At 73.9% G+C, this 14,500-nt stretch carries 10 protein-coding genes; 5 read left to right on the top strand and 5 right to left on the bottom strand.

Annotated features, from left to right (window positions below; all coding sequences use genetic code 11):
* The first annotated feature begins 166 nt into the window (after nucleotides 1–166).
* The 4 genes from V7E46_RS01550 (at nucleotide 167) to V7E46_RS01535 (ending at nucleotide 4,735) form a co-directional block, all read left to right on the top strand.
* Nucleotides 167–1,564 (top strand): LAETG motif-containing sortase-dependent surface protein, encoded by a 1,398-nt coding sequence (locus V7E46_RS01550; protein WP_333766693.1) that lies wholly within the window; start codon nucleotides 167–169, stop codon nucleotides 1,562–1,564.
* A gap of 362 nt (nucleotides 1,565–1,926) precedes the next feature.
* Nucleotides 1,927–3,591 carry an energy-dependent translational throttle protein EttA gene (gene ettA, locus V7E46_RS01545; RefSeq protein ID WP_329178837.1) on the top strand — a complete coding sequence of 555 codons (1,665 nt, stop codon included), beginning with the start codon at nucleotides 1,927–1,929 and terminating at the stop codon, nucleotides 3,589–3,591.
* Entirely contained in the window at nucleotides 3,591–4,013 is a 423-nt protein-coding gene (locus tag V7E46_RS01540; protein WP_333766692.1) for an acyl-CoA thioesterase, read from the top strand. Before ettA ends, V7E46_RS01540 begins: the two co-directional genes overlap by 1 nt.
* Nucleotides 4,010–4,735, top strand: a complete 726-nt coding sequence (locus V7E46_RS01535; RefSeq protein ID WP_333766691.1) for a hypothetical protein — start codon at nucleotides 4,010–4,012, stop codon at nucleotides 4,733–4,735. Before V7E46_RS01540 ends, V7E46_RS01535 begins: the two co-directional genes overlap by 4 nt.
* An 87-nt stretch (nucleotides 4,736–4,822) precedes the next feature.
* Here V7E46_RS01535 and V7E46_RS01530 read toward each other — a convergent pair whose 3' ends face one another.
* The 4 genes from V7E46_RS01530 to V7E46_RS01515 form a co-directional block, all read right to left on the bottom strand.
* On the bottom strand, nucleotides 4,823–5,914 hold the full coding sequence (locus tag V7E46_RS01530) for an ABC transporter ATP-binding protein (protein ID WP_333766690.1): 1,092 nt from the start codon (nucleotides 5,912–5,914) through the stop codon (nucleotides 4,823–4,825).
* Entirely contained in the window at nucleotides 5,911–8,694 is a 2,784-nt protein-coding gene (locus V7E46_RS01525; protein ID WP_333766689.1) for an FtsX-like permease family protein, read from the bottom strand. Before V7E46_RS01525 ends, V7E46_RS01530 begins: the two co-directional genes overlap by 4 nt.
* Complete coding sequence (locus V7E46_RS01520; RefSeq protein ID WP_333766688.1) at nucleotides 8,695–11,994, bottom strand: ABC transporter permease; 3,300 nt, start codon at nucleotides 11,992–11,994, stop codon at nucleotides 8,695–8,697. It lies immediately after the preceding gene.
* A 115-nt stretch (nucleotides 11,995–12,109) separates the two neighbouring features.
* The gene (locus V7E46_RS01515; RefSeq protein ID WP_333766687.1) at nucleotides 12,110–12,514 is read right to left on the bottom strand and encodes a globin; all 405 of its coding nucleotides are present in this window, start codon (nucleotides 12,512–12,514) and stop codon (nucleotides 12,110–12,112) included.
* A 73-nt stretch (nucleotides 12,515–12,587) separates the two neighbouring features.
* On the opposite strand from V7E46_RS01515, the gene V7E46_RS01510 reads away from it, so the two are divergent.
* Nucleotides 12,588–13,517 carry a methyltransferase domain-containing protein gene (locus V7E46_RS01510; protein ID WP_333766686.1) on the top strand — a complete coding sequence of 310 codons (930 nt, stop codon included), beginning with the start codon at nucleotides 12,588–12,590 and terminating at the stop codon, nucleotides 13,515–13,517.
* A 13-nt stretch (nucleotides 13,518–13,530) separates the two neighbouring features.
* On the opposite strand, the gene V7E46_RS01505 is transcribed toward V7E46_RS01510, so the two are convergent.
* Nucleotides 13,531–14,490, bottom strand: coding sequence for an FHA domain-containing protein (locus tag V7E46_RS01505; RefSeq protein WP_333766685.1), 960 nt, complete (start codon nucleotides 14,488–14,490; stop codon nucleotides 13,531–13,533).
* Nucleotides 14,491–14,500 lie beyond the last annotated feature (10 nt).

Genomic DNA, 14,500 nt, shown 5'->3' with positions numbered 1-14,500 from the left:
GTGCGCAAGTGGGTAACGATTGGGATGCGAAAAGGGTGGGCGGTGACCCTTTCGGTGCTCCTGGTGCGCGTGGTTCCTAGGATTTCGGCATTGACATACGGGGGCTCGGAGCTGCAGGCGAGGCGACCCTCTTTTCAACGACACGCCTCGCCCGGAGGGGAAATCCATGTTCAACACCTACAGGCGGAGCGCTGCCCGCCTCGCGGCGGCCGGTATCGCCACCGGCCTGCTCGCGGCGGGCGCCGTCGCGGGCGCCGGGAGCGCGGTCGCGGACGACACGACACCGTCGTCCAGCGGTGCGACCGCCGTCCTGAGCGGCATCCAGGGCGATCTCGCGGACCTCGCCACGGTCGCCACCAAGGACGGCAAGACGAACGACCACGAGCCGGCCGGTCTGTTCAAGATGGACCTCGGCGGTGGCAAGAGCATCTACTCGTACTGCATCGACCTGTTCAACACGACCAAGCCGGACGCCCAGTACCAGGAGGTGCCCTGGAGTGCGACGTCGCTCTACCAGGAGGGCAAGAACCGGGCCAACGCCGGGAAGATCGCGTGGATACTCAACCACTCGTTCCCGCAGGTCGATGACCTCGACGGGCTGGCCAAGACCGCCGGTGCCGGGCCGCTGACCAAGAAGACCGCCGCCGCCGGCACCCAGGTCGCCATCTGGCGCCTCTCGGACGACCCGACCGCCAAGGCGAACGACCCGGCGGCCGAGCAGCTGGCCGACTACCTGTCCCACACGGCCGTCGCGGTCGCCGAGCCGGACGCGTCGCTGACCCTGGACCCGCCGTCGGTGTCGGGCAAGTCCGGTGACCGCATCGGTCCGGTGACCGTGCACACCAACGCGGACTCCGCGGCGGCGGAAATCACTCCCGACACCGCGGGCGTCAAGCTGGTGGACGCCGACGGCAAGACGGTGACCACGGCGAAGGACGGCAGCAAGCTCTACTTCGACGTCCCCGCGGGCACCAAGGACGGCAACGCGGCGGTCAAGGTGACCGCCACCACCACGGTGCCGATCGGCCGCGCCTTCATCGGTTTCGGTGCCAACGACGCCGCGAGCCAGACCCAGATCCTGGCCGGCTCCGACACCACCCCGCTGACCGCGCAGGCCACGGTCACGTGGGCGAAGAAGGGCCCGATACCCGCGGTGAGCGCCGCGGTGAACTGCGCCAAGGGCGGCGTCGACGTCACCGCAGCCAACAAGGGCGACGAGGACCTGACCTTCGCCCTGGGCGGCAAGGACTACAGCGTCGCCCCGGGCGCGTCGAAGACCGTGACGGTCCCGGTAGCCGAGGACCAGCACTACAAGATCGACATCACCCTGCCCGACAAGTCGGTGAAGTCGTTCGAGGGTGTGCTGGACTGCAAGAGCGCCACGGCCGCGCCGACACCTCCGGCGAACCGGCCGAGCCCGGCCGGCAGCGACCAGAACCTGGCCGCGACCGGTAGCAGCAGCTCCACACCGATGATCGCGGGCATAGCGGTCGCCCTGGTTGTCCTCGGTGGCGGTGCGGTGTTCTTCTTCCGCCGCAAGAAGAGCGCGACCTCCGCGCAGTGATCCATCGGGTCCCGGCGCCCCCGCTCCCGGCGCCGGGACCCGTCCGCCCCCATGGGCGGAACTACGGCACGGTGTTCCTCCTCCGAGCCGGGACGTGAAGCGGCCCCTCACCGGCGGTTCCCGTCGGTGAGGGGCCGGCTCAGGAGACCTCCCGGAGCGGCGGTCGCGGGCCATCGCGCACACGCGCTCGACCTGTTCCGCGGGGCCGGCCGATGACGGCAGGCGGCTACCGGCAGCGGGCCGGGGGAGGGGCTGACGTAGCCATTCGCCCGCAGGGGTGGACGTACGGCAAGATGGGGTGTATCTGCCCTCACGCGGCGGAGCCGCACATTGGCCCTTCTCGATCTGCCGGACGGTTTCTCTTGGCTGAGTACATCTACACGATGCGCAAGACGCGCAAGGCGCACGGCGACAAGGTCATCCTCGATGATGTGACGCTGAGCTTCCTGCCGGGCGCGAAGATCGGTGTGGTCGGCCCGAACGGTGCCGGTAAGTCCACCGTGCTCAAGATCATGGCGGGCCTTGAGCATCCGTCGAACGGCGATGCGTTCCTGTCGCCCGGGTTCAGCGTCGGCATGCTCCTGCAGGAGCCGCCGCTGGACGAGTCCAAGACCGTGCTGGAGAACGTGCAGGACGGGGTCGCCGAGATCAAGGCGCAGCTGGACCGGTTCAACGAGATCGCGGAACTGATGGCGACGGACTACTCCGACGCCCTGCTGGACGAGATGGGCAGGCTCCAGGAGAAGCTGGACCACTCGAACGCGTGGGACCTGGACGCGCAGCTGGAGCAGGCGATGGACGCGCTGGGCTGCCCGCCCGGCGACTGGCAGGTGACCACGCTGTCCGGCGGCGAGAAGCGCCGGGTGGCGCTGTGCAAGCTGCTGCTCGAAGCGCCCGACCTGCTGCTGCTCGACGAGCCCACCAACCACCTGGACGCCGAGTCCGTGCAGTGGCTGGAGCAGCACCTGGCCAAGTACGCCGGCACCGTCGTCGCCGTCACCCACGACCGGTACTTCCTCGACAACGTGGCGCAGTGGATCCTGGAGCTGGACCGCGGCCGGGCGATCCCGTACGAGGGCAACTACTCGACGTACCTGGAGAACAAGGCGTCGCGGCTCAAGGTCGAGGGTCAGAAGGACGCCAAGCGGGCCAAGCGGCTCAAGGAGGAGCTGGACTGGGTCCGCTCCAACGCCAAGGGGCGGCAGGCCAAGTCCAAGGCACGCCTGGCGCGCTACGAGGAGATGGCGGCCGAGGCCGACAAGATGCGGAAGCTGGACTTCGAGGAGATCCAGATCCCGCCGGGTCCGCGGCTGGGCGCCATCGTGGTCGAGGTCCAGCACCTGTCAAAGGCGTTCGGCGACAAGGTGCTGATCGACGACCTGTCGTTCACCCTCCCGCGCAACGGCATCGTGGGCGTCATCGGCCCCAACGGCGCCGGCAAGACCACGCTGTTCAAGATGCTCCAGGGGCTGGAGGACCCGGACTCCGGCGTCATCAAGGTCGGCGAGACCGTGAAGATCTCCTACGTCGACCAGAACCGGGCCAACATCGACCCGAAGAAGACGCTGTGGGAGGTCGTCTCCGACGGCCTGGACTACATCAACGTCGGCCAGGTCGAGATGCCGTCGCGCGCCTATGTGTCGGCGTTCGGCTTCAAGGGCCCCGACCAGCAGAAGCCGTCGGGAGTGCTGTCCGGCGGTGAGCGCAACCGGCTGAACCTGGCGCTCACCCTCAAGCAGGGCGGCAACCTGCTGCTGCTCGACGAACCGACCAACGACCTCGACGTCGAGACCCTGTCGTCGCTGGAGAACGCGCTGCTGGAATTCCCCGGTGCGGCCGTGGTCGTCTCCCACGACCGGTGGTTCCTCGACCGGGTGGCCACCCACATCCTGGCCTACGAAGGCAACTCGAAGTGGTTCTGGTTCGAGGGCAACTTCGAGTCCTACGAGAAGAACAAGGTCGAGCGGCTCGGAGCCGACGCGGCCAGGCCGCACCGCGCCACGTACAAGAAGCTGACGCGCGGCTGATGGCGCGGCACATCTTCCGCTGCCCACTGCGCTGGGCGGATATGGACGCCTTCGGCCATGTCAACAACGTGACCTTCCTGCGGTATCTGGAAGAGGCCAGGATCGACTTCATGTTCCGCCTGGCGCCGGGCGAGGGGAGCGCGTCGTTCACCGGCGGCTCGGTCGTGGCGCGGCACGAGATCGACTATCTGCGGCCGCTGGTCCACCGGCACGAGCCGGTGGACGTCGAGACGTGGGTGACCGACATCTCGGCGGCGTCCATGACGGTCCGCTACGAGGTCAAGGACGAGCAGACGGTCTATGCCCGGGCCTCGACCGTCGTGGTGCCGTACAACCTGGCCGCGGCCAGGCCGCGGCGGATCACGGCCGAGGAGCGGTCCTTCCTGGAGCTGTACCGCGACGACGGAGCCGTCGCCGTATGACCGCAGTCCGGCTGGCACTCGGGCAGGAGCGCCGAGAACGCCACGAAGGCCACGACGGCGGCGGAGGCTGCGACACCGCGGGGGAGGCGGCGGATCTGGCCGCCTTCCTCGGGCGGCTGGTGCGCTGGGACAAGGCGGCCGTGGTGCGGCTGCGGTCCGCGCGCGACGAGCCGGCGCTCGGCGTTTTCGGGCACCCGCCGTTCGGCGGCGTGCTCGCCGTGCGCAGCGTCGCGCTGCGCGGTTCCGCCGCGGTGGCCGACGCGGTCGACGCCACGGTGTCGGCCGGGCAACTGCTCGAAGCGGTGTCGGCGGCAGCCGGGGGATTCGAACTGCCGCCGTCCGTCACCGGTCCTGCCTGGGCCGGGCTGCTGCCGCCGCGCGGCGGATGGCGCCGGGAGGCGGAGTTCGACCCGGGGCAGGTCCGCAAGGCGGCGGTCGAGGCCGTAGCGGAATTCCGGGCACGTACCGAGCGGCTGCCGCAGCAGCAGCGGACCCGGGCGGTGCTGGACGCGCTCGCGGAGGAGCTGTGGACGCGGCCTTACCAGGGCACGACGCTGCGCGTGGTCCACGCTGCCCACGCGCTGGGCTTCCTGCGCGGGGACGGCGACGACACCGTCGCACTGCTGGCGGCGGGACCGTGGACGCGGCTGCGTACCGAATACGGCTCGGTGGCGGTACGGCGCGAGTCGCCCGCTGCGGGGCTGAGCTTCTCGCCCGCCTGACGTTTCCGCACGCCTGGCCCCGGCCCGGCCTGTCCCCGGGCGACCGACCCGTCGGCACGGCCTTCCTCCCGGCCCGACGCCCGCGCGTCAGTCCTGCCGCTCGGCCGGATGGTCGTCGGGGCGGACGGTGATGTGGTCCGGCTGGAGTTCCAGCAGGACGCGGCGGCGGATGGCCAGCGCCTCGGCGTAGTCGCGGGGGAGCTGGAGCCGCCCTGCCCGGTCGACGGTGGCGTATTCGCGGGCCACCACCGACTCCTGGCCGTGTTCGTCGATCTCGGTGCGCCGGACCACCTCGGAGGCGGTGCGGCCGTCCCGGATGGCGACCGTGCGGTGCACGGCGTCTGCGACGGACTGGTCGTGGGTGACGACCACGACGGTGGTGCCCAACTGCTCGTTGGCGGTGCGGAAGGCGCCGAAGACGTGTTCGGCGGTGGCGGAGTCCAGTTCGCCGGTGGGCTCGTCGGCCAGGACGACCGCCGGGTCGTTGGCCAGGGCGACCGCGATGGCGGCCCGCTGCTGCTCGCCGCCCGACATCTGGCCCGGGTGCCGGTCGTGGCAGTGGGAGACGCCGAGGATGCCGAGGAGTTCCGTGGCGCGGGCGGCCCGCTGCCGCTTGTGCCGCAGCCCGCCGCGGCCGGACAACTGCATGGGCAGGACGACGTTCTGGGCGGCGGTCAGATACGGCAGCAGATTGCGCGAGGTCTGCTGCCAGATGAAGCCGACGACCTCCCGGCGATAGCGGAGCCGGGACTTGGCGTCCATGGCCAGCAGGTCGTAGCCGCCGACCGAGGCCGCGCCGGCGGTCGGGACGTCGAGCCCGGCCAGGATGTTGAGCAGCGTGGACTTGCCGCTGCCCGACGCCCCGACCAGCGCCATCAGTTCGCCCTTGGCGACGAGCAGGTCGAGGCCCTGCAGGGCCTGCACCTCCACCCCGTCGGCGGTGAAGATCCGCACCAGCCGGTCACAGCTGATCAGCGAGTCCTGGCCGTACGCGGGCCCGTCGCGCCGCTCGGCGACCTGCCGCTCCAGCTCCGCGAGACTGCTCGGAGCGGGTACGGATCCGCCGGCAGGTACGGACCCGCGGCCGGGGCCGCCGGAGGACCCGCTGCCGGAAGCGCCCGGGGACCCGCTGCCAGGAGTGCCGGCGCCCGGCCCCTCCGCCGTCCCGTGTCCGCTCATGTCGTCCGGTCACCCGCTCTCAACTCGGTGCTTTCGTGGCGTCGCCCGCTCGCCCAGGCCTGGCCGAGCAGCACCGCGCAGGCGAGCAGCAGCAGGCCGGCCGAGGGCAGGGCGAGGGACCAGGGGTCGGCGCGCAGCCCGACACCGGCGCCGGGTGACGACGCCACCGCGGGCCCGCCGCCGCCGAAGGTGAGGGCGGCCAGGTCGATGCCGGGGCCGAGCAGCGGGATGACGGCGAGGCCGACCAGTACCCCGCCGACCGCCGCGAGCAGGACCTGCGGCAGCATCTCCAGCAGCACCAGGCGCCGGGACTGCCGCCGGGTCATCCCCATCGTGCGCAGCCTGGCCAGCAGCGCGAGCCGGCCGGGTGCCGCGGCCATCAGCGACAGCAGCAGCGCCAGCACGCTGTAACCGGCCCCGGCGGCGACCGCCGCCAGATAGAGGCCGCGGGCGCCTTTCTGCAACCGGCTGTCGGACATCGCCGCCCGCTGCTCGCTGCGCAGCAGCACCGCGGCCGGGCTGCTGCCGCGTGCGGTGACCGAGCGCAGCGCGGCGCCGTCGATGTGCTGCCCCGGTGCGGCGGCGGCCAGCAGCAGCGTCGGGCCTCCGTACTGCGGGTACACGGCGAGCCGCGGGTGCTGCGTGTGCAGCTGCCGCCCGGAGACGATGACGAACTCGCCTTCGGCGACCGCGGGGGTGGACCGCAGGGTCGCCGCGGAGCGGATGTCGCTGATGCCGACGCCGGTCTCGACCGGCTTCCGGCTGCCGCCGAGCAGGGCGGCGATGTTCGGCGAGACGACCGCGGGAAGCGGGCCGTGCGAGCCCGCGGCGACCCGCGCCCCGAGCGCGTCCGCGGGGAAGGCCGGCATCCCCGCAGAACGCGTCATACGGGCGTATACGGCCGGGTCGTCGACGATCAGCAGCGCGAAATTCAGCGGGATGTCCTGGTTGGCGGCATGCGGCTCGATCCGGACCGCGGCCACCTCGCCCACGCCCGGCACCTTCGCGACGGCGGCCGGCAGTTCGGCGTCCAGCGGGAAGGAGGAGTCGACGCGGGCGTCCGCGCCGACCGCCATCGCGGCGGCCCGGTCCCTGCCGTGGCTGATACCGGCCAGCACCGAGCCGCCGAAGGACGCCACCGTCAGCGCCACCAGCAGCGCGAGCAGGGGCAGTTGTCCACCGGAGGAGGCCCGCCCCGCCCTGGCCAGCCCCAGGTGCGTCACCGCGCCCCGCAGCCGCGCCGCCGGACGGGCCAGCCGGCGCAGCGGCAGCGGGTAGAGCCGCAGCAGCACCAGCGCGGCGGCCACCGCGACCAGGACCGGCGCCGTGGCCAGGAAGGGATCGGCGCCGTCGGCCGTACCCCGCCGCCGCAGCGCGGTCACCGCGCCGACCACGAGCACCGTCACCGTCAGTTCCAGCACCAGGCGCCGCCGCGAGGGCCGCAGCGCCACGAGGTCCTCGCGTTCCGCCGGGCGGGGCCGCCGTACGCGCAGCGTGGCCCGCAGCGGCATCGCCAGCGCCCCCGCGGCGGTGACCAGCGCGCCCAGCGCCAGCGACGTCGCGTACCGCCCGGTGGGCAGCACCAGCAGCGCGAGCAGCGTGCCGGCGGCCCCCGCGGGCACGGCCGCCGCCGCGGTCTCGGTGACCAGCCGCCGGAAGATGCCGCGCAGCGAGCCGCCGCGGGAGCGCAGCAGCGCGATCTCGCCGCGCCTGCGGTCGGCGGCCAGGCCCGCCGCCATGAGCAGCACCGCCAGGGCCGTGGTGCCCACGCCGACGGCCGCGATGAGCACCAGCGGCTGCGCGGCCGTGCGGTCGGCGGCGAAGGTGCTCAGGACGGTGGTGACCCCGGCGACCGTGTGCAGCGACGGCGACTTGGCGGACGTGGTCAACTGCGTCGCCAGCGGGCCATTGCCGAGGGCGGCCAGTTCCGCCTGTAGCGCGGGCACGTCGTGCCCGGTCAGCCGCGCGGCTGCCAGCGGGTGGTGCCAGTACATCGTCGCGCCCGTGCCCAGCAGCGGGATGGAGCGTGCCGCGGTGCGGTCGATCAGCACCGTGAAGTGCCAGTACGTCTCAGGCGGGGAGATCATCAGGTGCGGCGGGAAGCTGACCAGCGGGGCGAGCAGGTCGTCGTCCATGGTCCAGTAGCCGGCCGCCGGGTCGCGCGGCGCCACGATGCCGCTGATCAGGACCGATAGCGGCGTCGCGCCGAACTTCGTCAGATGGACGGTCTGGCCGACCTTCAGATGCAGCACCTGCGCGGTCTTCTCGGTCACCACGCCGTCCAGCGCGAGGGCCGGAGGGCCGTCGGACCCGGGCCGGGGCAGCCGGCCCGACACCACCCTGACGTGGTCGGCCAGGCCCGCCTGCGCCACCAGGTCGGCGCCGGGCGCGTGCGAGGAGGTGCGGGGCAGTTCGGGGTCGGGGACCTCGGCCTCGGCGCCGGACCGCACACCCTGTACGACCTCGTCCGTCGCAATACGCAGCGGCGGGTGCAGCAGGGCGCGGAATTCCCGCTCCTCGCGGTCCAGCGTGGCGGGGGCCAGCCTGTCGTCGGCGCCCGGGTCGTCGGAGGTGCGGTAGTCGTCGGCCAGCGACAGACCGCGGTCACGCGGCGCCGCGCCGGAGACGGCCCGCCGCAGCGCGCTGTCCTCGTAGCGGTCGACAGCGCGCGGCAGGGCGGCGGCGAGGAAGGCGGTGACCAGGACGAGCGCGGCCAGCGCGAGGGCGCCCAGCGGGGCGGCGCGCAGCCGCGTCCGCAGCCAGGAGTCGGTGAACGGCATTCAGTCCTCCGCCTGGTGACGCAGGGCCGCCGCCGGTGCGCCGCGCCGCGTCGCGGTCACGACGAGGACGGCCAGCGGGGCGGCGAGCAGTACGGCGAGCAGTTCGGCGAGCCGGCCCACCGGCAGTTCGACGACCAGCGGCGGGACCGGGCGGGTGGCCTGGCCGGTGAGCACGATCAGCGGGGTGACCAGCCTGGTCAGGAAGGTGCCCAGCGCCAGGCCCACGGCGAGCGAGACCAGCACCAGCAGCGCCTGCTCCGCGGCCAGCATCCGGGTGAGCTTGCGGCGTGGCGCCCCCAGTGCGCGCAGCACCGCGAACTCGGTCCTGCGCTCACGGGCGGCGCCCATCGCGCCGACCGCGAAGCCGACCGCGGCCAGCACGGCCGCCGCGACCACCGCGGCGGGCAGCGCCGACTGCGGTCCGGCGCCGAGCGGGTCGCCCCGCAGGTCCGACGCCGCCTCGGCGCGGTCGAGCACGGTGTCCACGTCGTCACGGGCGCGCAGCGCGGCCGCGGCACGGGCCGCGGCGCCGGGCGCGGTGCCCAGCCACCACTCGGTGGGCTGCACGGGGGAGGCGCCGTCGGTGGCCGCGAGCACCTGGTTGACGGCCCGCAGGTCCAGCAGCAGCGCCCCCTGCTGGGTCGTGTCGGTGCTGGGCAGCGCGTGCACGGCCGAGCTGACCACGACCGGCGCCGTCACATTGCCGAGCTGCACCTGGACGGTGTCGCCGACCTTCGCACCGACCGCCCGCAGATAGCCGTCGGTGGCCACCGCTTTGAGCGGCGCGGGCGCGGGGGCGTCGGCGCGGACACGTACCGTGCCGCTGGACTGGGCGAAGGCGTTGGTGTCGGCCGAGAAGGCGCCGGTGCCGTAGCCGAAGGACACCAGGGCGGGGCCGCCGGCCCGCGCCGCCGTGGCGGTCGGCACGGTCGCGTCCGGGACGTCGCCGAGCGAGGGGTCGTCGAAGCCGGCCGCGGCCCGCCATGTGCCGCCGCCGGGCGTGCGCAGCGGCTCCACCGCGCCGTCGGCCCGGGTGACCTGCGCCGACGACAAAGTGAGCTGCCGCTTCTCGGCACCGGCCGGCACCTCGTAGGACGTCTCGAAGCGCACCAGCCGCAGCGGGCCCGCGGGGGCGCCCTTCCCCGAGGCGGTGGCCAGGTCCAGGGTGAGGGTGTGCGGCCGGCCGTCCGGCGGCAGCTCGCCGAGCGCGAAGTCGTACGGTACCCCCACGGCGTCGACCACTGCCACGCTGACGTGGTCCGGCTGGTCGTCGGCCCCCGCGGGCCCGCCGTCCGGGCCAGCGGCCGTCAAAGTGGCGCCGAAGGCCACCTGGCGGGCTGTCGCGTCGACGGCGAAGCCCTGGCTCTCGGGCGCGGTACGCAGCGGTGCCAGCAGCGCAGGCAGCGGACGGCCGCCGGTCAGGTCGGACCTGACCCGCATCGCATCGGCGGCCTTCGCGGTGTCCACGACCAGGGCGGTGGCGTACCGCTCGCCGGGCAGCAGCAGGCTCTCGCGGGCGGCGGGCGCCGCGGCCGTGACGCCCCGCACCGAGGTGAAGATGCCCGCCTGGCCGAACGCCGGGGTCGTCATGCCGGTGACCCGCAGGTCCGCGCCCACGGCGAAATCCGCCTGGTCGCGCTGCGAACGGTCCCAGCTCGCGCCCTGCCCGATCGAGAACATGCCCATCGCCACGGCCAGCACCAGCAGCAGGGCCGCCGCCGCGCCGCGCCGGGGCCGGCGGGCCAGCTGCCAGCCGGCGAGGGCCAGGGCGAGGCCGCTGCCGCGGGCCGCGCGGCGTTCGCCGAGCCGGGCCGCGGGCGGCAGCAGGCGCAGCACCAGCACGGTGCCTGCCAGCAGGCACAGCGCGGGCGCCGCGACCAGCACGGGGTCGATGCCGAGGCCGCCCGAGGCGTCGGAATTCAGCGCGCCGCCACCCGCCGCCCTGCGCTGCAGCTGCCAGTACGCGACCCCGGCGATCACCAGCAGCCCGACGTCCGCGCCCGCCTGCAAGGCGCCGGGCAGGCCGCCGCGCCGGGTGCGGGCGGCGTCGGCGGTGGAGCGCAGCGCGGGCACGACCACCGCGAGCGCGCAGGCCAGTGCCGCGGCGCCGGCCACCAGCCAGGCGCCGCCGATGCCCGCGCCGTCGAGGGTGACCCCGGTGCGGGCCATCGCGCCGGTGCCCGCGAGCAGCCGGGTGACGGGTCCCGCGAGCAGCGGCGCGATCACCGCCGCGGGCAGCGCGAGCAGCAGCGCCTCACCGGCCGCGAGCCGGGCCACCCGGCCGCGCGAGCCGCCGCGGGCGCGCAGCAGCGCGGTCTCGCCCGCCCTCTCCTCGGCGAGCAGCCGGGCGACCAGCAGCAGCGCGAAGGCGGCCAGGATGATCAGCTGGAAGGCGCCGATGAGCAGGGTCGAGCGGGTCACCAGCAGACTGCGGCGCAGCCCGTCGAGCAGGTCGGGCAGCCCGGTGGTCGCCTGCGCGGGGCCGGTGGCCTTGTCGGCACGCAGCTTCGCGGCGGTGTCCTGGACGGCCGCTTCGAGCGCGTCGATCCGGCCGGTGCGCGCGCCGCCGAAGTCGCCGGTGGCCTGCCAGGACATCTCGTCGCCCGCGACCCGCCCCGAGCCGAAGGTGCCGGGGTCGGTGAGCAGCGGACCGTAGGTGGTGAAGGCGAGGGTGTGGACACCGCGTCCGGCGAGCGGGTCGAGCTGCCAGTAGGGCGAGCCGGGGTCGGCGGGCCGGTAGACACCGGTGACCCGGATCCGCAGCGGCGGGCCGCCGAGCCGGTCGGCCAGGGTGATGTGCTGCCCCGCGGCAATGTGCAGGGCGCGGGAGACGGTCTCCGGCACCGCCACCTCGACGGTGTCCGCACCCTTGGCGGCGGCGGCCGGCCAGCTGCCGCGGACGAGTTTCAGCCGCGCCCGGTCGAAGGTTGCCAGCAGCGTCAGATCGGAGTCCGCGCTCCTGGGCACGCCCGCGGGCCGCAGAGCCGGAGGCAGACCGTAGGAGCCCGACCTGGTGCTGGCGGCGACCTGCGAGGGCAGCCCGCCGAAGACGCCGTCCAGGTCGCCGCGCACCGCCCGGTCGAGCGCGGCCGCGTCCTTGCCGGTCAGGGGCGCCTTGACGTCGAAGGTCGACCGGTCGGCGGCCTGGTGCTGGAGGGTGCGGCGCAGGGCGGCGTCGCCTATTGCGCCGGTGTAGGACGCGAGAGTGGCCAGCACACAGGTGGTCAGCAGCACGGTGAGCAGGGCGGCGGCGAGCAGCAACCGGTGCGCGCGGACGCGCAGCAGTACAAAACCGGTCACCCGTGCCGCCCCCCGTCCCCGTTACTGATCGGATGCTCTCAACCGAACGGGTCCGATAGAAACATGTCGTAGATTGTCGCAATGCGATCGTGACCGACCGCGGGGGCGGGTCGGGTCAGCCCGGAGTGTTCACCATCGAGGCCGCGGCATACACCAGGTAGTCCCACAGCTGCCGCTCGTGTTCGGGCGCGAGATCCAGGTCGTCGACCGCCGCGCGCATATGGCGCAGCCAGGCGTCGTGCGCGGCTTTGTCGACCTTGAACGGCGCGTGGCGCATCCGCAGCCGCGGGTGGCCGCGCTGGTCGCTGTAGGTGCGCGGGCCGCCCCAGTACTGCATCAGGAACAGCAGCAGCCGCTCCTCGGCCGGACCGAGGTCCTGCTCCGGATACATCGCCCGCAGATCGGGGTCGTCCGCGACGCCCTCGTAGAAGCGGTGCACGAGCCGGCGGAAGGTGTCCTCGCCGCCGACCAGCTCGTAGAACGTCTGCTGCTCGACCGTGCCGTACGGGATCTCAGTCACCCCTCCATGGTCGCAGACGGCCCGGCCGAGGACCCGGGTCGTAGGACCCCTGCCGCGGGCGCAGGATGGAGGGATGGCAGGGTCGGCTCGTGATCAGCGTTTCCGGGCGGCGGCGGCAGCGCTGCGGCGCCGGATGGTGCGCCGAATCGTCGCGGGCGGCGGGCTCGCCGACCCGGCATGGCGGGCCGCCTTCGCCGAGGTGCCGCGGCATCTGTTCGTGCCGGTCTACTACCGCGGCGGCTCCGACGACGCCGTCGGCCACGGGCGCTTCGCCGCGGACGACCCGGACATGCGGCGGCGGCTGAGCTGGCTGACCGGGGCCTACGCCGACCAGCCGATCGCCACGCACGTCTCGGGCGGCGAACTGGTCTCCTCCAGCAGCCAGCCGTCGCTGATGGCGCTGATGTGCGGGGCGCTCGATCTGCGCGAGGGCCACCGGGTACTGGAGATCGGGGCGGGCACCGGCTACAACGCGGCGCTGCTGGCGCACCGGCTCGGCGGCACGGGCGCGGTGACCACCGTCGACCTGGACGCGGCGATCACCGCGCCGGCCCGCGAGCACCTGGCCGCCTACGGCACCGCGGCGGCGCTGTCGGTCACCGTCGTCACCGGCGACGGGGCGTTCGGGTGTCCGGCGGGGGCGCCGTACGACCGGGTGATCGCGACCTGCGAGCTGCCGGCCGTGCCGCCGGCCTGGACCGAGCAGTGCCGGCCCGGGGCGCGGATCCTGGCGCCCTTCGCGACCGGGCTCGTGGTGCTCACCGTCACGGGTCCGGGCCGGGCCGAAGGGCGCTTCCTGTCCACGCCGGCGTATTTCGTGCCGCTGCGGGGCCGGGCGGCCGGCATCCAGCCGCCCGCTGTGGGCGGTGAGTCCTCGCTGCTCGACCGGCATCCGGCGCGTACCCGCTTCGGCCTGACCGTCGAGGGCCGCCGCCAGTGGATCTGGCTCGACCGACCGGACGGCCCCGACACCTGGCCGGTACCGGCCGCGTCATCGTTCTGACCGCCAGGCGGACTCAGACGCGGTGAATGGTGATGGTCGTCCAGGCGCCGACGTGGACGCGGTCGCCCTCGGACAGCGGGATCGGGGTGTACGCGGGGATCGGGTCCTCGGCGAGGTTGACGGTGGTGCCGTTGGTCGAGTCCTGGTCGACCACCGACCAGGAGCCGTCGGGCTGCTGGACCAGCACCGCGTGCTTGTGGGAGACGCCCGGGTCCTCCGGGGCGCGGGACAGGTCGATGTCGGGCGCCTCGCCCGTGCTGTGCCGCTGCCGTCCGATGGTGATCTGGTGGCCGGTCAGCGGCAGTTCGAACTCGGGGGAGAAGGCGGGGAAGTACAGACCGCTCGCGTCCGGGCCGCTGCGGGCCATGACCGCGGTGAAATACTCCCGGTCCGCGCCGATCACCGCCAGCCACGCGCCGCCCCTGCCGGACGCGGCCGGGGACCCGGAACCCGTGGCCCCGGTGGAGGGTGAAGGCACCGGCGCGGCCGTCTGCGAACTCGGCGGGTCGAGCAGGAAGTCCCCGGAGCCCGAAGTCACCGTGACCGACTCGGACGGCAGCGGCTCAGCGGGCCGGTTGACCCGGGAGGGCCGCGACAGCTGCGAGTCGTAGCGCTGGTACGGCGGCCGGTCCGGCGCGGTCGGGGCGACCGGGGGCGAGGCCGGGACGGCGGGAGACGCGTGCGGCGGCACGAAGGTGGTGGCGGAGTGCGTCTGGAAGTTGTAGCGGCACTCCTCGCAGAACAGCGCCATCCCCTCACGCGGCGTCCCGCACGCCGGGCACAGCTGCGCGGACGCGGCCCCCGGGTCGTAGCCGAAGGCGGGCTGCGGCGAGACCGGCGGCGTGGAGGAGGAGGACGCCGCCGACGACGGGGGACGCGTGCTGTACGACGAGGACGGCGGCGCGGACATCCGCATACCGCAGGTCTCGCACCAGTCGGTGGCCGCGGATTCGTGGCCGTTAGGACAAAGCATCGTGCCGGCT

The sequence above is a fragment of the Streptomyces sp. IBSBF 2435 genome (assembly GCF_036815005.1).
Classification (GTDB): domain Bacteria; phylum Actinomycetota; class Actinomycetes; order Streptomycetales; family Streptomycetaceae; genus Actinacidiphila.
This window is presented reverse-complemented; position numbering and strand designations above follow the sequence as displayed.